General features: G+C 65.0%; 13 protein-coding genes. 5 read left to right on the top strand and 8 right to left on the bottom strand.

Going from position 1 to position 19997, the window contains the following annotated elements; genetic code table 11:
- The first annotated feature begins 59 nt into the window (after positions 1–59).
- The 4 genes from NG900_RS06680 to NG900_RS06665 are packed head-to-tail and all read left to right on the top strand — an operon-like array spanning position 60 to position 4902.
- Positions 60–362: a YtcA family lipoprotein gene (locus tag NG900_RS06680; RefSeq protein ID WP_252678247.1), complete on the top strand. Its 303-nt coding sequence runs from the start codon at positions 60–62 to the stop codon at positions 360–362.
- Complete coding sequence (gene mdtN, locus NG900_RS06675; protein WP_252678245.1) at positions 359–1408, top strand: multidrug transporter subunit MdtN; 1050 nt, start codon at positions 359–361, stop codon at positions 1406–1408. Before NG900_RS06680 ends, mdtN begins: the two co-directional genes overlap by 4 nt.
- On the top strand, positions 1389–3383 hold the full coding sequence (locus NG900_RS06670) for an FUSC family protein (protein WP_252678235.1): 1995 nt from the start codon (positions 1389–1391) through the stop codon (positions 3381–3383). Before mdtN ends, NG900_RS06670 begins: the two co-directional genes overlap by 20 nt.
- On the top strand, positions 3370–4902 hold the full coding sequence (locus NG900_RS06665) for a TolC family protein (protein ID WP_252678228.1): 1533 nt from the start codon (positions 3370–3372) through the stop codon (positions 4900–4902). The genes NG900_RS06670 and NG900_RS06665 overlap by 14 nt, the downstream gene beginning before the upstream one ends.
- Before the next feature lie 19 nt (positions 4903–4921).
- On the opposite strand, the gene uvrA is transcribed toward NG900_RS06665, so the two are convergent.
- The 8 genes from uvrA to NG900_RS06625 all read right to left on the bottom strand — a co-directional run bounded on the left by uvrA (position 4922) and on the right by NG900_RS06625 (position 18607).
- Complete coding sequence (gene uvrA, locus NG900_RS06660; protein ID WP_252678226.1) at positions 4922–10747, bottom strand: excinuclease ABC subunit UvrA; 5826 nt, start codon at positions 10745–10747, stop codon at positions 4922–4924.
- A 246-nt stretch (positions 10748–10993) separates the two neighbouring features.
- Complete coding sequence (locus NG900_RS06655; protein ID WP_252678224.1) at positions 10994–11887, bottom strand: class II glutamine amidotransferase; 894 nt, start codon at positions 11885–11887, stop codon at positions 10994–10996.
- Between the two features lie 80 nt (positions 11888–11967).
- Entirely contained in the window at positions 11968–12873 is a 906-nt protein-coding gene (locus tag NG900_RS06650) for a mechanosensitive ion channel family protein (RefSeq protein WP_252678222.1), read from the bottom strand.
- Positions 12874–13077: 204 nt separating this feature from the next.
- A complete protein-coding gene (locus NG900_RS06645) occupies positions 13078–13341 on the bottom strand; it encodes a hypothetical protein (RefSeq protein ID WP_252678490.1) in 264 nt (87 codons plus the stop codon).
- Positions 13342–13762: 421 nt separating this feature from the next.
- On the bottom strand, positions 13763–15067 hold the full coding sequence (locus tag NG900_RS06640) for a TniQ family protein (protein ID WP_252678214.1): 1305 nt from the start codon (positions 15065–15067) through the stop codon (positions 13763–13765).
- A gap of 35 nt (positions 15068–15102) precedes the next feature.
- A complete protein-coding gene (locus NG900_RS06635; protein WP_252678212.1) occupies positions 15103–16110 on the bottom strand; it encodes a hypothetical protein in 1008 nt (335 codons plus the stop codon).
- Entirely contained in the window at positions 16107–18083 is a 1977-nt protein-coding gene (locus NG900_RS06630) for a hypothetical protein (RefSeq protein WP_252678210.1), read from the bottom strand. Before NG900_RS06630 ends, NG900_RS06635 begins: the two co-directional genes overlap by 4 nt.
- The gene (locus NG900_RS06625; RefSeq protein WP_252678208.1) at positions 18080–18607 is read right to left on the bottom strand and encodes a hypothetical protein; all 528 of its coding nucleotides are present in this window, start codon (positions 18605–18607) and stop codon (positions 18080–18082) included. Before NG900_RS06625 ends, NG900_RS06630 begins: the two co-directional genes overlap by 4 nt.
- On the opposite strand from NG900_RS06625, the gene NG900_RS06620 reads away from it, so the two are divergent.
- Complete coding sequence (locus NG900_RS06620; protein ID WP_252678206.1) at positions 18593–18946, top strand: hypothetical protein; 354 nt, start codon at positions 18593–18595, stop codon at positions 18944–18946. The two genes, NG900_RS06625 and NG900_RS06620, sit on opposite strands and share 15 nt — an antisense overlap.
- Positions 18947–19997: the final 1051 nt, after the last annotated feature.

Raw genomic sequence — 19997 nt, 5'->3', positions numbered from 1 at the left:
GCCTTGATCCAACGCCCGAACCCGACGGCGCCACGCTGCCGGGCGGCGCCGAGACATCGATGCCACGCCGAAACCTGTCCAGTCCGAAGCGTTTTTCGCTGACGCCGCTGGCGACACCCGCTCTTGGGCTGTCACTGCAAGGCTGCGCACATGGCGCACCGTCCTACGCCATCTTCGGGGCGTATTTCCCGCTCTGGCTGCTGGCCGGGCTGATTGGCGCGGCGGGGGCGCTCATTGCGCATCGGGTTCTGGTCATGACCGGCTGGTCGAGTTGGATGCCGTTCCAGCTCTCCGTGTGCGTGGCGATCGGGGTGATGGTGGCGGTGGTCGTGTGGCTGATTGGCGCGGGGCACTGGCTATGAAGATGGCCGGCCTGCAGAAACCCGCGCTGCGCGGCTACCTGATCGCCGCGGCGATCGTCATCCTCGGCGTGGCGGCGGCGGTTTATGCCTACGTCCACACGTCGCGTTATCCCTCCACTGACGACGCGACCATCGATGCGGATGTCGTCCATATCGCCACGCCGGTGGGCGGGCGCATCGTCAAGCTGGCCGTGACCGAAAACCAGCGCGTCAAGAAGGGCGACCTGCTGTTCGAAATCGACCCCGTGCCCTACCGACTGACGGTGGCACAGGCGCAAGCCGATGTGGAGCTGGCGCGCGCGTCGCTTGATACGCGGCGCCGGGCGCTGATCGGCGAGCGTTCCAACGCGACCATCGCGTCAGACCAGAGCAGCCGCGCCGCGCATAACTACGAGCTGGCCTCGCGCACGGTGAAGCGGCTCACCCCGCTGGCGGCGCAGGGCTACGTCCCCGCCCAGCAACTGGACCAGGCACAGGTTGCGCAGCGCGATGCCGCCATCTCCCTCCAGCAGGCCAACGAGCAGAAACGCACCACCGCCCAGACGATCGGCAACGATGCCGATGCCATCGCCATGCTGCACGCCCGCGAAGCCGCACTGGCCCGCGCCCAGCACGCGCTGGAAGACACCGTGGTGCGCGCACCGCACGATGGCTGGGTGACCGGCCTGTCGGTGCTGGCCGGCGAGACCGTCGCGCCCAACCAGTCGATCTTCACGCTGATCCACTCGGGCGAATGGTTTGCCGTGGCGAACTTTCGCGAGACCACGCTTTCCGCCATCAACGTGGGCGACTGCGCAACGGTGTATTCGATGCTCGACCGCGGCCAGGCGCTGCACGGCAAGGTGGACGGCATTGGCGCCGGCATTTCGGGTGCGGACCGTCTGAACCTGCCGCGCACGCTGCCCATCGTCCAGCCCTCGGTGAACTGGGTGCGGGTGTCGCAGCGCTTCCCGGTACGCGTGCGCCTGGAGGAACCGGCCGACAAGCTGGTCCGCGTCGGCGCCAGCGCGATTGTCGAGATCAGGCATGGCGCTGCCTGCCGATGACATCGCACGGGGCATCTGGCCCCGCCCGGGCGCTGTGCTGCGCCTGCTGGCGCCCACGCCAGGCCGGCTGGAGGCCACTACCCGTATCGCCCTCATCTGCGCGCTGACCACGCTGGTCGCCAGCATCTACTCCACGCCGTGGGCGGCCATCTCGGCGTACGTGGTGTTCTTCATGATCCGCGCCGACCGGGTGACGAGCATCCTGCTCTCGGTCGCCATGCTGGTGCTGGTGACGGTGGTACTCGGGCTCATCATCGTGATCGCCATCTTCTGCGTGGACGACCCGCTGTGGCGCGTGGTCTGGATGGTGGCGCTGTCTGTCGGGCTGCTGTTCCTGACCTCAGCCAGCAAGCTGCGGCCGGTCGGGGCCATCCTGGCGATGATCGTCGGGTTTGGACTGGACGAACTCGGGATTGCGCCCGTGGGCGAGCTGGCGACGCGCGCGCTGCTCTATGCGTGGCTGATGGTGGCGATTCCGGCGGGAGTGGTCATCGTCGTCAATCTGGTGATGGGGCCGTCGCCGCGCCGGCTGGCGTGCCAGGCGCTGGCCCGTCGGTTGCGTCTGGCAGCCGAACACCTCGGCACGGCAAACGCTGATCGCGCAGCGCTGGCGGCGAGCCTGCGCGAAGGCAATCAAGCCATTGCCACTTGGCTGCGGCTCTCCAGGATGGAGGGCTCGACCTCGGCGACCGATCTGCCGGCGTTGCAGCAGGCGGTGGCGTCCACAACGGCCATCCTGATGGCGGCGGACCTTGCTGCCAGCGAGCCCCAGGCGCGGCTGCCTGCGAACATGGCCACGCCGATCACCGAGACCCTGCAAGCCATGGCGCGCATGCTGGAGCAGGGTGGATACCCGGTCGACATCGAACTCACGCTGCCGTCACTCGACGGGTTGCCGCCGCTGTGCCGCTCGGTGGCGACGGAATTGCAATCGGCCATCGTCAGCTTTGCCGTGGCGGAGCCGCAGCCTTCCCGGCAGGCGGAAGCGGCGCCGGCCAAGGCACCTGGCGGCTTTTTCCTGCCGGATGCCCGCACCAACCCGAACCACCTGCGCTACGCGCTCAAGACCACCGCGGCGGCGATGTTCTGCTACCTGCTGTACATGCAGCTGGATTGGTCGGGCATCCATACGTGCTTCATCACGTGCTACGTGGTCTCGTTGAGCAGCACCGCAGAGACGGTCGAAAAGCTGACGCTGCGCATCGTCGGCTGCCTGGTGGGGGCGGCTCTAGGCATCGCGACCCTCGTGTGGGTGATGCCGGCGATGACGTCCGTAGCCGAATTGATGGCGCTGGTGTTTATCGGCATGTGGCTGTCGGCCTGGGTTGCACAGGGTTCACCGCGCATCGCGTATGCGGGGTTCCAGATCGCCTTTGCGTTCCTGCTGTGTGTGCTGCAAGGGCCTTCACCCGCGTTTGACCTGACGGTGGCGCGTGACCGTATCATCGGCATCCTGCTGGGCAACGTGGTCGTGTACCTCATGTTCACGCGCGTGTGGCCGGTGAGCATTGCCGCACAGGTCGATGCCGCATTGGCTGCGTTGCTGCGCCAATGGGACACGGTCACGCGTACGTTCAGTACAGAGCAACGGCGCATGCTGACCGCGCAGGCATTGGCACAGCATGGCGCATTGGCCGCCGACGTTGCACTGGTGCGGTACGAGCCCTCGTGGGTGCGGCCCGCCCCGGCATGGATTGCCCAGCGCCGCCGCGCGCTCGCAGAGTTGGAATCCATGGAAGCCCCGTCATTCCTGATCGCCGAACGCACCCCCGGTGATGCCGCCATGCGTGCGCGCCTGCATGGCGTGGCCGAACGTACTGGCGTGAACGGGCTGGTGGCCGACGCCACGTCCACAGCCCCACCCGATGCCGTGCACGATGCATTGCTGGCCTTGGCTGACGCGCGCCTGAGCCGGATCGCGCGCGAAGTTCCCGATGCCGTATCGAAGGAGTCGCTGACGCATGCGCCAGCCTGATCTGTTGGTCGTTCTTCTCTGCGCGGCTGCCACCGTGACGGCCGGATGTGCGACGTCCGCGCTCGACATGGCACCCGAGCGCCCCGACCGGCCCTGGCAGCCGCAGACAACGCAAGCCGGCGAGATCATCCCCGGTGCTTCGCCATCCACAGCAACCGGCAACGGCTACACGTTGCCGCTCAACACCGCAGCGGCGACGATCCCGCCGGCCGCCGCGCTCGACACCACACACGCGTACACACTGCCCGAGTTGATCAACATAGCAGAGTCGAACAACCCGCTGACGCGCGTGGCATGGAACGACGCCCGCAATGCCGCCCTCGCGGCGGGGTTGGCGAAGAGCGCCTACCTGCCGTATCTGTCCGCAACGGCGATGGCGGGATATCAGGCGGGGCACGGTTCGTCATCGACGCTGCTGGGGACGGCGGGCACGGATACCACCGTGCACGGAACGATCTCCGTACTGTCGCTGCAATGGCTGCTGTTCGACTTTGGCGGCCGGGCTGCGCGCGTAGACGCCGCTGAACAACTGTCGATCGCCGCCAACATCGGCTTCACGGCTGTGCATCAGCAGGTGATCTACGACGTGACGGTGGCGTTTTACGCATACGAAGCGGCCCGTGCCCGGACACTCACGGCGACGCAGGGCTTGGACAACGCCGAAGCGATCCTGACAGCCGCCAAGGCCCGCTATAAGCAGGGTATCGGTACGGTGGTGGAGGTCGCGCAGGCGACGCAGAACCGCGCCCAGGCCAAGTTGTCGCAAGTGCAGGCGGAAGGCGCCCAAAGCGATCGGTATCTCTCCCTGCTTTCTGCGCTGGGCATCTCGCCGCTGTCCAAACCGAAGATTGCGGACTTGCCGATCCAAACCCTTCAACCCGCGTTGCGCGACCCGGTCGACCAGATCGTTGCCAATGCCGTTGCGCGGCGCGCCGACGTACTGAGCGCCTACGCAGCAGAAAAAGCCACGCAATCGCGCATCAAGGCCGCCGAGGCGGAGTTCTTGCCCAAGGTGTTTGTGTCCGCCGCCACGTCGTACAACTCGGGCCGTGCGGCCATCACCGCCATCCCGCCGATCGGCCAGCAGGCGCCCACGGTCAACCTCAACGGCAGCCACTACGGCGTGAGTGCGTTCGTGGGCGTGAGCATTCCGCTCTATGACGGCGGTTTGCGAGCAGCCGTGCTCACGCAGGCGCGCAACGATGCTGAAAGCGCATCGGCCAAGCGCGTGCGCACAACGCAGGAGGCCGTGCGCCAGATCGTGGCTGGGCAGAACACGCTGCAGACGAGCCTCGCCTCGCATGAAGCCGCGCAGGCGCTGGTCTCCGCCGCGCAGACCACGTATGACGCGGCGCTTGCCGCATACCGCCACGGCGTCGGGTCGATCACCGATGTGCTGCTGGCGCAAAACCAGCTGCTGCTGGCCAGGAACGCCTACGTCGATACCTACAGCGGCGCGCGCACCGCGGCGGCCACACTGGCGCTGGCGACAGGATCGATCGGCACCGCGCAGCGCTGACATCAGCGCTGGCGGCGTACTACACCGTTTCGCCCGTCTCCCGACGGTCGACCTGCTTCCCACCTCGGGTCAGCACCGGTACCAGCGCGACGCCTGTGTGGCTTGCTTTCACGTGCGTCAACGCCTCCGGCCCGCAGGCCGCCACGATGGTGCCGCCTTCGTCGCCACCCTCCGGGCCGAGATCGAGAATCCAGTCCGCCTCGGCAATCACGTCGAGGTCGTGCTCGATCACGATCACGCTGTGGCCGCCATCCGCCAGGCGATGCAGCACACGGATCAGCTTGGCCACGTCGGCCATGTGCAGGCCCACGGTCGGCTCGTCCAGCACGTACAGCGTATGGGGCGCCTTCTGGCCACGCCGCGTGACGTCGTCGCGCACCTTCGACAGCTCGGTGACGAGCTTGATGCGCTGTGCCTCTCCGCCAGACAGCGTGGGTGAGGGCTGGCCCAGCGTCAGATAGCCCAGACCGACGTCCTTCATCAACTGCAGCGGGTGGGCGATGCTGCTCATGGCGCCGAAGAACTCCACCGCTTCGTCGATCTCCATGGTCAGCACCTCGCCGATGTTCTTCCCGCGCCAGGTGACGGCCAGTGTCTCAGGATTGAAGCGCTGGCCGTGGCACACGTCGCAGCCGACCTTGACATCAGGCAGGAAGCTCATGGCGATGGTGCGCACGCCCTGGCCCTCGCAGGCGGGGCAGCGGCCATCGCCGGTGTTGAACGAGAACCGCGAGGCGGTGTAGCCGCGGGCGCGCGCTTCCAGCGTGTCGGCGAAGAGCTTGCGGATGGTGTCCCACACGCCGATGTAGGTGGCCGGACAAGAACGCGGTGTCTTGCCGATCGGAGTTTGGTCCACCTCCAGCACGCGGTCGATGGCTTCCCAGCCGGTGATGTTGTCGCAGCCGTGCCAGTCGTGTTTGACATCGAGCTTGCGCGGCATCTTGGCGTCCGCCGTTTCCGCCTGCGCGGCCTTGCGTGCGCGCCGCGTTGCCGGTGAAGACAGGACCGAACGGCCCACGGCATCCAGCAGATTCGTCATCAGCACATCGCGCGCCAGCGTCGATTTGCCCGAACCGGACACACCCGTAATTGCCACCAGACGCGACAGCGGCATCGTCGCCGTGACATTGCGCAGGTTGTGCAGCTTGGCGCCATGCACCGTCAACCACTGCTCGGGCACAGTCTGCGCAATCACTTCGCGGCGCGGCTGCAGCGGGTGCTCGATCGGCTGCGACAGGAACCGGCCTGTGAGCGAATCCGGTTGCGCCGCCAGATCCTGCACGCCGCCTTGCGCGACGAGCGTGCCGCCGCGCTTACCGGCGCCGGGGCCGATGTCGATGATGTGGTCTGCCCGGCGGATGGTGTCTTCATCGTGTTCGACCACCACCAGCGTGTTGCCCTTGTCGCCCAGCTTGCGCAGCGCGTCGAGCAGGATCTGGTTGTCGCGCGGATGCAGGCCGATGGTCGGCTCGTCCAGCACGTAGCACACGCCCTGCAGGTTGCTGCCGAGTTGCGCGGCCAGGCGGATGCGCTGCGCTTCGCCGCCGGACAGGCTCGGTGCGGCACGGTCCAGGCTCAGATACCCCAGGCCGACTTCTTCCAGGAACGACAGGCGGCTATGGATTTCGGCCACCACATCGCGTGCAATGTCGGCATCGCGGCCAGTCAGGTCCAGGCCTTCGACCCAACGGCGGGTCTGGCTGACCGTCCACTGGGCAATGTCGACGATAGGTTTGTGGGCGAACGTCACCGCGCGGGCCGTCGGGTTCAGGCGCGTGCCGTGACAGTCGGGGCAGGGCAGGTCGGTCATGCCGTCCGGATCGACTTCTTCCGATGGCAGCGTCTGCTCGCGGCCACGGTCGTCACCGCCGAGCACCGTGTCGTCAAACGCGGCGCGCTGCTCGCGCGTGAGCGCCAGGCCAGTACCGACGCAGCTCGGGCACCAGCCATGCTTGCTGTTGTACGAGAACATGCGCGGGTCCAGCTCGGGGTAGCTGGTGCCGCAGGTCGAGCACGCACGCTTGGTCGAGAACACCTTGACGTTGCCCACATGCGCCGTGCCGCCGTTGTGCATGGCGTGCTGCAAACCGTCCAACGGCGCGAGCACGTGCATGATGCCCTTGCCGTATTCCAGCGCCTGCTCCATCAATGCACGGAGCGCGGCTTCGTTTTCCGGCGCAACGACGATGTCGCCCACCGGCAGTTCCAGCGTGTGTTCGCGGAAGCGGTCCAGACGCGGCCACGGGTCGACGGTCAGGAATTCGCCGTCGACACGCAGGTGCGTATAACCGCGTGCCTTGGCCCATTTGGCGAGATCGGTGTACACGCCCTTGCGGTTCACCACCAGCGGGGCCAGCAAACCGATGTGCTGGCCGCGATGGTCGCGCATGAGCTGGGCAAAGATCGCCTCGGGGCTCTGGGCCGACACCGGCGTACCGTCGTGGATGCAGTGCTGCACGCCCAACTTCACGTACAGCAGCCGCAGGAAGTGCCACACCTCGGAGGTGGTCGCCACCGTGCTCTTGCGGCCGCCGCGCGACAAGCGCTGTTCGATAGCCACCGTGGGCGGAATGCCATACACCGCATCGACTTCCGGCCGACCCGCCGGCTGCACGATCGAGCGCGCATACGCATTGAGCGATTCGAGGTAACGGCGCTGCCCCTCGTGGAACAGGATGTCGAACGCCAGCGTCGATTTGCCCGAACCCGACACGCCCGTCACCACGTTGAACTTGCCGTGCGGAATATCGACGTTCAGGCCCTTGAGGTTGTGCTCGTGCGCGTGGACGATGCGCACGACGTTCTCGCCCTGGACTTCGGCCAACGCCACACGTTTTGCACGACGCTCGGCCAGTGCCGTTTGCAGCGGCACGCCTTCAGTGGCTTCTGGCTGGCCAATGCTGGCCTCGTATTGCTTGAGCGCTGCGCCAGTGTGCGAGGCCGCGCAATCCTTCACCTGCGCAGGCGTACCGGCGCATACCAGCAAGCCGCCGGCATCGCCGCCCTCGGGGCCGAGGTCGATGATCCAGTCGGCTGCGCGCACCACGTCGAGGTTGTGCTCGATCACGATCAGCGAATGGCCCGCGTCGAGCAGCTTGCCGAACGCGCGCATCAGCTTGGCGATGTCGTCGAAATGCAGGCCGGTGGTCGGCTCGTCGAACATGAACAGGCGGCCGGCATTGGCGGGGACGTCTTGTTTGACACGCTTGCGAGCGGCCGCCTGAGCGGCCTGTGCCGCTTCGGCCAGGAAGCCCGCCAGCTTCAGCCGCTGGGCCTCGCCACCGGAAAGCGTCGGCACCGGCTGGCCAAGCTTCACGTATTCCAGCCCCACATCGACGATCGGTTGCAGCACGCGCAGCACGTCGGCATCGTCGGCGAAAACGCTGGCGGCTTCGCTCACCGTCAGCTCCAGCACATCGGCCACGGACAACGCGCGGCCCGCGCGGGGAATCTTCACCTCAAGAATCTCGGCGCGATAACGCGTGCCGTCGCAATCGGGGCAACGCAGGTAGATGTCGGAGAGGAACTGCATCTCCACATGCTCGAAGCCAGAGCCGCCGCAGGTCGGGCAACGGCCGTCGCCGGAGTTGAAGCTGAACGTGCCGGCCGTGTAGCCGCGCTGCAGCGCCATCGGCGCCTTGGCGAACAGCTTGCGGATTTCATCGAACGCGCCCACGTAGCTGGCCGGGTTCGAGCGCGCAGTTTTGCCGATCGGCGATTGATCGACGAACACCACATCGCTGATCTGATCCGCACCGCGCAGCGCGCGGAACGCACCGGGCGATTCCGTCGCCTTGCCGAAATGGCGCGCGAGAGCAGGGTGGAGCACGTCCTGGATCAGTGTCGATTTGCCCGAACCGGACACGCCCGTCACGCATACCAGGCGTTGCAGCGGAATCTCGACCGTGACATCGCGCAGGTTGTGTTCGCTCGCGCCTTCGAGCACGAGTCGGGGCGTGGCGTTGTCGACGGGACGGGCTTGCCAGTCCGTGTCAGCCACGCGGCGCTGGCCGGAGAGATACGCACCGGTGAGCGTATCGGCCTGGCGAATGGCCGCCGGCGTGCCGTCAAAGACGATCGTGCCACCGCGCTCGCCGGGGCCGGGGCCCATGTCGATCAGGCGGTCGGCGGCGAGCATGACGGACGGGTCGTGCTCCACCACCACCAGCGTGTTGCCCGCATCGCGCAGTCGCTGCATGGCCTCGACAATGCGGTCCAGATCGCGCGGGTGCAGGCCGATGCTCGGCTCATCCAGCACGAACAGCGTGTTCACCAGCGACGTGCCCAGCGCCGTCGTCAGGTTGATCCGCTGCACCTCGCCACCCGAGAGTGTGCGGCTCTGGCGATCGAGCGTCAGGTAACCGATGCCGACGTCGCACAGATACGCCAGCCGCGTGCGCACCTCGTCAAGCAGCAGCTTGAGCGCATCGTCGAGCAGGGAGGAAGGCAGCGTCAATTCATCGAAGAAGCGGCGGATGCGCTCGATCGGCAGCAGCATCACGTCGTGCACGGTCAGGCCGGGCAGGGCTTCGAGCTGGGCGCGGCTCCATTTCACGCCGCGCGGCATGAAGCGATGTTCGGGCGCGAGTACGGCGTCGGCGTTTTCCTTGGTGCCCAGGCGCCATTGCATCGACTCGGTTTTCAGGCGCGCGCCGCCGCAGGTTTCGCACGTCGTATAGCTGCGGTACTTGGAAAGCAGCACACGGATGTGCATCTTGTACGCCTTCGACTCCAGGTAGTCGAAGAAGCGACGCACGCCATACCACTGCTTGTTCCAGCCGCCGCGCTTGAAGGCGGGGTCTCCATTGACGACCCAGTTGCGCTGGGCCTCGGTCATGTCCGCCCAGGGCGTATCGCGCGGGATATCGGCGGCCGCCGAATAGCGCATCAGGTCGTCCTGGCACTCCTTCCAGGCCGGGGTCTGCATCGGCTTGATGGCGCCTTCGCGCAGGGTCTTGCGCTCGTCCGGAATCACCAGGCCCAGGTCGACGCCGATCACGCGGCCAAAGCCGCGGCACGCATCGCACGCACCGTACGCCGAGTTGAAGGAGAACAGGGCGGGTTGCGGATCGGCATAGCGCAGGTCGCTTTCCGGACAGTGCAGGCCCGTGGAGAAGCGCCAGATCGCGGGCTCCCCCGCGTCATCGTTTGCGGGCAAGACGTACACGTTGACGCGCCCGCCGCCGCGCTTGAGCGACGACTCGATGGCCTCCAGCGCGCGGACGCGCTCGGTGCCTTGCAGCCGGAAGCGGTCCGCCACCACGTCGAGCAACTTGCGGTCACCGCTGACACGCTCGGCCTGCACGCGCGTATAGCCGCTCACCGACAGCCATTGCGCGACTTCGTCCGCGCTCGTATTGGCCGGCAGCTCGACGGGAAACGTCACCACCAGGCGCGGATCGCTCTCGCGGGTGCGCGCCATCAGCTCGTCGTAGATGGTTTCGGGCGTGTCGTGACGCACCGGCAGTGCAGTCTCGCGGTCAAACAACTGAGCGGCACGTGCAAACAGCAGCTTCAGGTGATCGTTCAGCTCCGTCATCGTGCCGACCGTCGAGCGCGAACTGCGCACCGGGTTGGTCTGGTCGATGGCGATGGCGGGCGGCACACCCTCGACGTGCTCGACCTGCGGGCGGTCCATGCGGTCGAGGAACTGGCGCGCATAGGCGCTGAAGGTCTCGACGTAGCGGCGCTGGCCTTCGGCGTACAGGGTGTCGAAAACGAGGCTCGACTTGCCGGACCCCGACGGGCCGGTCACGACGGTCATTTCGCCCGTGCGCAGGTCCAGATCGAGGTTCTTGAGATTGTGCTGACGGGCTCCGCGCAGGCGAATGACACCGGAGGACATGGAGGGCGTTCCTTGGAGAGATGAGCGATTGTCGGCGCGGTCAAGACAGCGCCCGATGACGCCGGCAATCGAAATTCGAGCCGTAAACTGTAACGGATTCTTGAGATCCGGTTCATCTGCGGCACAAGCTGTGGACGCGAGCGTAACGCAACCCTCCTGACAGCGTTTTGTCAGGAGGTTTCAGCGGGGAGGGGAAAGAGCGGGGTGATGCGGATATCACCCCGAGGGGCAGACGCGAGGACGCGATCAGCCGGCTTCGCGTCCGTAGGAAGCCTGGTTGGCTGGCAGGTCAAAGCCCGGCGTCCGCGGCTTCCGGGGCACGAACCGGTGGTGCTCGACGACCCCGCCTTTCACGATGACGACGGTTTCTTCGGGAATCTCTGCCCAAGCGCCGGGAAGATCGACAAGCGGCTCGGACAGCACAAGAAACGCATCGTCGCCGGCGTCGTCAATGGCGGCGTTGTCAGGATAGAGCTGGTGCAGGTGCCGGAACGATGTGCTGTGGAACAAGGAGCGCGACTCTCCCTCGCTCGAATAGCGCGCCGCCACGATCTGGACGCCGTCCGTGGCGCACACCGTCATGTTCAGCGGGTATTCGACACCGTGGCGATGGCCGATGTCTTCGATCAGGCCAACCATCTGCTCCAGGGCGCCGCGCGGGTCACGGTCCAGCCCGAACGTCAGGGCCAGGAAGAACATGATCTCGGAATCCGTCGAACCCTCGATCCAGCGGAACAATTCGGGCGCCACCTCCATCATGAGGGCGCGCCGCAGTAGCGGATATTCGCGGATCAGCCCGTTGTGAGCAAAGAGCCACCGGCCGTATCGAAACGGGTGACAGTTGGTTTCCTGGGCAGGCGTGTCGGTTGCCGCGCGCACGTGCGCAATGAACATCGACGATCGGATGGCGCGCGCGGCTTCGCGCAGGTTCGTATCGTTCCAGGCAGGGTGCAGGCAGCGGTAGCGGAAGGGGACTTCGGAATAGCGGCCGTACCAGCCGATCCCGAAGCCATCGCCGTTGGTGGTCGTCTCGCCACCGAGGCGGGAGCGCAAACTCTGGTCGATCAGCGAGTGCCGCGGCCGGAACAGCACCGTTTCCATCTGAATCGGATTGCCTGAATACGCCAGCCAGCGACACATGATGCATTGCCTATAAGAGAGATGCCCTGAAAAGGGAGTCTAGGCAATGCGTTTGCGAATGCACAAGAACTTCCCTCCGCTCAGCCCACGCGGATCCGGCTGCTTTCGTGGTCGGCGCGCATTGGCTCCACGCCGCTTTTCTGGGTGGCATCGTGCACGATATGCAGCTCGCGAATCCGCACAGGCAAGGTGCAGCGCGCTTCTTCGAGGGTCGCGCGGACTTGCTGCGCAAGCCTCCAGCGCATGTCCCAGAAGTGTTCGGTCTTGGACCAGACGCGCAAATTCAGCACCGCGACACTGTCGTCAAAACGCATCACCATGGCCAGCGGAGCGGGGTCGGCCAGCACCATCGGCTCTTTCGCGGCCATTGCAGTGAGCGCCTTAAGGGCACCGGGAATATCGTCATGCAACGAGACCTCGGTTTCCAGATCGAGCCGCCGGCTGGGGTTGCGCGTGTAGTTGCGCACGGAATGGCTCCAGAGCGCGCTATTCGGCACGTATTCGCAAATGCCGTCGGGCTTGGCCAGGCGCGTCATGAAGAGGCCGATTTCCTCGACGGTGCCGGCCACCTCGCCACCGCCACCGTCAATGTAGTCGCCCACCAGGAAGGGCCGCAGCGCCAGCAGCATGATGCCCGCTGCGATGTTCTGCAGCGTGCCTTGCAGGGCCAGCCCGATGGCGAGTCCTGCAGCGCCAAGCACGGCGATGATACTGGCCGTTTCGATGCCCAGCCGGGACAGCGCGCCGATGCCGGCAAGAATACGAATGCCCCAGACGGCAATGTCGCAAAGAATCGGCGTGAGCGTGGCATCGACGCGCGTCTGGCGACTCATCAACCGATTCAGCCAATTGCCGATGCGCTTGGATACCCACCAACCCAGGATCAGAATCGCCAGCGCTGCGCACAGGCTGACAGCGAGGCGGCTGAAGGCGTCCCAGAGGAAGTTCAGGCGTTCGGGGTGAAGGTGCGAAAGGACGTTTTCCATGATCAAGTGAATCGGGTGCGCAGAAGTGTGCGGCGCCAGGCCAGCGAGGCTGGCAGTATAGGTGCGCCGCTCGAGGGAGATCGGCGTCTCCCGATGAATCGACCAATGGGAATGGCGTTTGGCTGCAGGCTGGAACGGAAAGTAGCAGTTTTGTGCGCGGCTCTTTGTCCAGCCCACTTTTAGTTGACATAGGGCCAGCCAAATTCAAATGTCGGCACGGGCGTGCGTTTTGTGGCCAGTTCGATTCTTCTTTGCAGTGATCGGCAGGGCAGTGGTCCGGGTGACCGGCATGTTGCTGGGCTGGCATGGAGCGACTTGCTGGAGGGCCCGCTCCAGGTCCAGCCGGTTGATCAAGCGCTGCCGCTCAGCCGCGCGCCAAATCGCCAAGCCTTGGTCAGCAACCGCTTGAATCACCTTGAACCGGTCCAGTTCACGCATCGTCATGGTGATGGTCTCGGGCTTCGGCATGGCAGCCTCCGGTCTCGGACAGACGGGAAGCCGCCAGCATGCCTGCGTTGGCCTAGGGGTACGACATTTCTATTTGGCTCAAATGCGACATTACTAATTGGCTGTGACACCCTGCCGACGCATAATGTATCTTATGTTAAATAAAATACGAGTGTGGTGCGCCCCGTTGCACTGACCGCGCCTCCTCTCCCGGGAGCCTACAACTGACGCATCGGAAAACCTCAGCCCAAGTGCGCGGAAGTAAGACTAAGCGCAAATAGACATTTACAGCCCCAAAATCCTTCAAAGCGCCTGTGCACACAATTTGCGCTGAGCATTCTTTACCAAGAATTGTGGCTTTCTTTTTGTGCTGATCGTTATCGCTGTGTATTTGCACTGAGAATTGCTGCGGTGGGACCCACCGCAGCAATTCTCAGCTCCGTTAAAGTGCAGCCAGATTCAGATATCGGGTATCCCGTGCTTCCTCTTCCAGAAGGCCCGGGATTGTTGGGAACCACACGGCGCCAAATCGTAGGCGGCCCGCCTGGCCGAGGTACGCGGTGGTGATCCGATCATCGCCCCGGTAACGCGGTAGCGTCGGACCGTCCGCACGCTTGATCATCCAATACAGGGCGGCAAAGGTGGCGAACGTCAGCACCCGCGTGGTGCGCGGTTCGTAGACGACATGCCACAACTCCTGGACCCTGGAGGGCTCCACCATCTGCCGCACGCGGATTTTCGCGGCCGGGGACCACGTGTCCGGACACTCCCACGTCAGGCGCAGGAGCATGTAGGCCAACGCGGCTGGCGGCCAGTTGCCGATCTGAATGGCGTTATTCTCAAAAATCTGCGGCGATAAACCCGCTTTTTTGGGCAGCCGGTGCGTATCCAGAATCCAGGTGCGCAGGTCTTCCAGCGTGGCGGTATAGACGTGCGTTGCCTGATGCGTATTCCAGGCCGATTCATAGAGCGTGTCCCTGGCGCCCAGGCCTGCACTCGGCCGTAATGGCCAGACATAGTGCGTTACGCCGCCCGTGAGTGATTGGCAGCCGGGCGGGGATGGCCCGGCTAGATCCGCCATCGCACGCATGGCCTCATCCACCGTCCACCATTGTTCAATGCAGTTCTCGCTCCATTGATGTCTGACCTCGTAATGGCGCAATGTCGCGGCCACCCTCCTCGCCCATTGCCGGTAGCCAGAAAACGCCCGGTCGAGGACCTCGGCCTCTTTCCAAAGTGCACCGGTTTCCAGCGCAAAGACGTCCGGATGATACGCGGCGTGGCAATGGTGACAGCTATAGAGACTGTGGAACATTGACATGCTGGCGGCATAGGGCCTGAACGGTGTGTCGCAATATTGGCATGCTCGCTGCAGCGGTGTGCCGTGCCAGGGGCACAATTGCAGGCCCACCAATTGATGCCAATGGCTGTGATATCGGTGTCCGATGCAGTGTGGACACAGCACAAGATTGCGGTCGAACCACACGCCGTGATAGGTATCCAGGCTCGCCAATTCGGTCGGGTGAATGGCGGTCATTGGCCAGTCTGTGCGGTTGGCCAATCGCCGTCGTACAAGCTCAGCGCTTCGGCCGCCGCGCTCGTAACACAGGAATGGCATGCGGGTGGATCTCGGGTTGCCAAGAAACAGCACGCTCGCCTGGGAGGCGTTACAGAGATTGGCCCGCGCGATGCGGGCCAGCATGCTGAACAGCGACTCGTGCGGCAAGGGCAACAAATCGCTGTCCAACAAAGGACCCTTCGAGACTGGGGACACGTTGCGACCTAGTCAGCGTTGGGCAGCAACCGTTGGATCCGGTCGGCGCACGAGAATGAGGTGCGATAGAGCGCATCGAACCACCAGCCTTCCTCCAACTGCAGGCCGGGCCGGTCGTGCAGTGCCGCCTGTCCGAGGACCGTACGAATCACGGTGAACAACTGCCGGGTGGTGGGGCGCAGATCGAAGTCGCCCTGCATCTTGCCGATGGCACAGCTCAACGCTGCATGACAGTGCTCAAGCCGCAGCCCCGCCGTGTATGCCTGCGGTGCAAAGAACTGTGTCCAACTGCACCCCACGGGGAACTCGGCCAGATCGATCTCCCGCAGGACGGCCGGCAGCTCCTGGACGGGGTCGATCATATCGAGCACGTGCAGCTTGCCGACCAGCGCATTGAGCTCGCGCAGCTTGAACGTTAGCGCCGAACCGAAGTGCTGAGCAAAGTCCCCTTGCTCCGCCACCGAGAAGAACAGCAGCCGGAAGTTGCGCGCCGCCAGTTGGTCGGCAAAGTCCAGCAGCACCTTGGCGCCGTCATCGGTAATCCGCTCGATGTGATGAAGCACGAGAAGAATCGCCCCGTTGCCGCCGGCGCGGCGCACGTGGTGCGCCGCGCTCAGCACGCACCGGTTCTGCAGCCCCGCAATGCTATCGCGCGGCGCGTGCGGATCGAGGCTCATCAGAAGGCTGCGCCACTCCTCCTGGAACGGCAGGTTGGTGCAGCGCCCGAAGGTGTGCTGCAGGACGGTGAGCGTCGGGACCGCGCTCTGCAACGCCTGTAGGACCAGGAAAACCGCACTGCGCCGCCCGCAGCCTGGTGGCCCGATCAAGGTGAAGGCGTGACTTCCTTCGAAGAAGGTGACTTTGCATGCGGTTGCAGCGCGCTCGATGGGTGGCGTGAGGACCGGGATTCCGCGGATGAGCGGGTGGTCCAGCATGAGCTGACGCCGCGTCAGTTCGTTGGGGAGCAGCGCGTCCGGCTGGGCCGGGCGGGTCAGATGTGTCGTAGAGGAGTTCATACGGGGCGCCTGCGTTTGAAGGTGGCCAAACCGAATGGGTCCTGAGTACCAGTCCAGCCCTTGAGGTCGTCGTTGGCCGACTGCACGGGGTACGGTGTGGCCGTCGGGCGGGCCTCCTGCTCCGGAAATCGGCGGGCATCCTGCGCGGCCCGGGCGGCGGTGAGTGCGTCCTTTGGCTCGTCGGTGTGGCGCTTGCGTTTCGAGCGCTGCTGGGCTTTGTCGAGCGCCTTGGCGCGCGCGGACGTGGCACGCTGCTTGAGCTGCGCACGCCGCCCGCGTACCCGCAGCAACCGGTTCATCCGGATCGAGCGCGGCGGATCGTAACGCCGGTCAGGGATGAAACGGCCAAGCGCCGTGCTGGTGTCCAACACCACCGCGTGCATGACATCGCAGTCGTAATACGGCACCGTGCACAGCAGGTCTCGACCGATCAAGTCGGCACGCTCGTCGAGCATGGCGTTGCTGAAGCGGCGTCGCTCCCAATTGATATGCGGCCGGACTCCCTTCTTGACGTTGCCACGCACGGTGGCGATGAAGGTCTCCTGCAGCAAGGTCCCACTCTCGCGCGTCGCCTGGGGCAGCCGCATGCCCGGCAGGGGCCGGTCTGAATCCAGATACGCTTGGCGCAGCACGAAGTCGGCACTGGAGTGTGCGAGGCGTTCTGTACGCGTCGCGTTGTGCTCGCGCGCCACGCGCAGGAGGGTGCACATCAGATCCTCGATGCGCACGTCGAAGAGCTCGGCCTGCTCGGCTGCATCGCCGTGCAGTCCACTGCCGGGTGTCGCGCCGGTCGAGGACGGCATGATTTGGGCGCCGCGGATGGCCAGCTCCTTGATGACACGCTCGACCATCGGGCGCCCCACCCAGCAGCGGCTTGGCCCGAAGTGCACGCACGTCCCAAACGTGTACACCGCATTGCGAATCACCGCGTCGGCCGCGTTGGCCCATGCGTTGTCAAGGCGCAGGACGCTAATGGACGCGTTGGCATGTTCGGGCACCATTTGCTGTACGAAGATTTTGCTGTCGTCCAGGGTCAGTCCATTGAGGTCCGCCTGCACATAGCGCTCGGGATGGACCATGCAGTCGAGCGTCTGCAGGGTATCCGCGGCGCTTGGGTTGAGTTCGAGCGTGGCGGTGACGGCGAGGATCGCCCCCAAGTGTTCGTCTACCAGTACGCCGATATACCAACGCGGCACGGTGATCGCGTAAGGCTCACCGGTCGGGCTGGTCAGGATGAAGGTGGTGCGTGCGTCGCAGAGGTGGAAGTCGAGGATGGCGAACGTGCCGGGGCGGCGCGGTCTGATCAGACGCTTCTTGGTCGGCGAGACCATCTGCCAGCGCTGTCCGGCGGTTGTGCCGCCGTGCTGGCGCGCGGTACGCTCAGGGTGTTCGTCCAGCAAGGCCGCGATGTGCTGGTGCAGGCTGCGCTTGCCGCGCTCCGCGCAGCGCAACGGATAGTCCGCCTCAGTGCGCCCCGCCTCGAGCAAGGCCAGCTCGAATTGCCCCCAGATTTCGTCAAAGTCCAGCGGCTGCGGGCCGTCCCGCCGTTCTGGCGGGAAGACCCAGTCTTCGATCGCGTCCTCCAGCCCCGGAATGTCGTCCAACAACTGTTGCCAAGCCCCTGCGTAGCCGCCGCGAGTGCCAGCCGCGGCGTCCGGCAGTGGCGCCGTGCGGGTGTAGGCCTTCTGTCGCACGTTGGGCACCAAGGCGCGATAGCCCCAGAGGTTGCCCTCCACGTCCCACTGGATGCAGCGCGTGACGAGGCGGCGAATCTCCGAGCGGCTCAAGCCCGATTGCTGCGTGATTGCCCGGAAGCGTTGACGGGCCCGCACGCCATCAACGGCGCGTTTGCGCTGTTCGTAGAGTTGGCGATCCGCGGGCGTGAGCGATTGCAATTGCGCCGCGCTCGGCATGGGCCATTCGAGATGCGCCAGCTGGGCGGGGATCAGTGTTGGTCGGCGCCCGCGGGTCATGATGCACTCCGCGAGGTTAGGCGTGTCACCGCGGTGTTGCGCGTGAGCAGGTGCGAGTCCAAATCGATGCTGACCGCGCGCTCAAGATGCAGGCGCACGAGCGCGGCCTGCAGCAGCGCCGGGTCGTGCCCGGGCAGGCTCGTGAGCTCACCGAACGTGGTCCGCTCGCGCAACAGCAGGCACTGTCGGATGGCCTGATGCGCCGGGTTGATATCGTAGTGGTGGGCCGCTGTCAGCGCCGCGCACAACAACAAGGCGTTGTCCAGGCGCACCAGGCGCGCTTCGACATCCGTGGTGGTCTTGAGGAGGATGGGGATGCCGTCGGCCTCGCTGGCGGTCAATGACATCTTGTGCGCCGAACGGCTGCAGCGCCAGATTTGCTGGCTGCCATCAATGAACGTCACGTGTAGGTCCGTTGATCCGCGTTGGCTTGACCCCGCATCGGCCGGGGCCAGTTCGCCGGGCCAGCGGTAGGTGGCGACGGTGGGGTCGATTTCCGCGAAGACTGCGTGGGCGAACAGCACATCGCCGCAAAGGCTCAGCAGCTTGTTGCGTTTGTGGGAATGGAAGAACCAGAGGTTGGCACGGCGGCCTTTGCGTTGCCGGGCGCGGCCACCGGCATTGTCGGAGCCAGCACGAAGCGTGGCCCCAGGTGTTTGGGCTTGGAGGGGTTTCATGACGCGAGCAGTTCCATCTCAATGGGTTGCCCTGCGGCGTCAGAAAAAAGGGACGACAAGCCCTTGACTTCGGCAAAAAAGGTGCCAAAATCTCACAACGACGCAGCAGGAAATCAGACGTGGACCTTCTGCACAAAGGACCACGTCACCAAAGGTGAGAGCAATGTGTTGTGTGCTGTCTCCTAATTCGTTTCGACATGAAGCCGGCCCCCGAGGCCGGCTTTTTGTTTGAGTGCCAGGCTGGCGTTAAAGAAAAACAGGAACCGATGGTCGTGGGGTCGGTGGCGTCAACGGCCCCTGGCGGACCCACCAAGGGCCGCAAGCGCCCTCCTTGCCCCGCAAGGCCGCTCATCACGGATGGCTTGCCACCCTCGCCTTGCGGCTTGGCACCTGCCATGCCGCTGCACGCAAGACCGCTCCGGCCCGTTGGTGGGCGCCACCGCCCACGATTAGCGCCGTAGTCTAACAAGATTTAAAAGCTTTTCGCTATAGCGAATTAATCTGGGGTAGCTCTAGCTGGTCGTTTGCATTTTGCGCTGTTCTTTACTGCACTTTGCCGCCAGTTTGCGGGCGAGGTGCTCGAAAAGCCTTGTGTATAAAGGATTTTTGGGAAGTTTATTAGGGCCGATTTGAAGCCGAACGGCTGCGCCTATTGAACGGGATTGAATGTCCTTATAGGTGAAAAATCAACGCTACGTTTTTCACCTATATGCGCGCAGTTTCCCCAAATTCTTTCACCTATCGAGGCGTCGCACTGGGCGCGCATGTCCATGCCGATGGGGGGCGCAGTGGTGCCGCGACCGGCGTCCCAGCAGGCAGCAACCTGGACAAGGGAGCGCGAGCGGTGTCCATCCCCTCTTGCCTGCGCGGCCTCCTTGGCATTGAACACGCCCCCCACCGTTGCTTGGCGGGCGGGCGGCGGGCGCGGACAGGAAGATTGACCTTCGTGTAGCTTGGGGCCAACAGTTGTGGCCGTCGCGCATTGTTGCCGCCCGTATGCTGCGGTATCGCGCCGCCGGCTTGCCTCAGCTGCCATCCAAGCGCGGCCGCGCTTCTCTGGCGCACGCGCGATAGAGCCCGCCAGTCAAGCGCTCGCGTCGGCTTGTGCCGCGCGGACCAAAAAGCGAAGCGATCCTTCCTCAGCCAGTCGGCTTCCCAGTCCGCCAGCCCCTAGTTGGCGGACGGCAACTAAATCGATTCGCTTCCATGAGGCAAGCCCGTTCACCTGTCCACCACA

Source organism: Ralstonia soli, assembly GCF_023955655.1.
In the GTDB taxonomy this organism is placed as follows: domain Bacteria; phylum Pseudomonadota; class Gammaproteobacteria; order Burkholderiales; family Burkholderiaceae; genus Ralstonia; species Ralstonia soli.
This window is presented reverse-complemented; position numbering and strand designations above follow the sequence as displayed.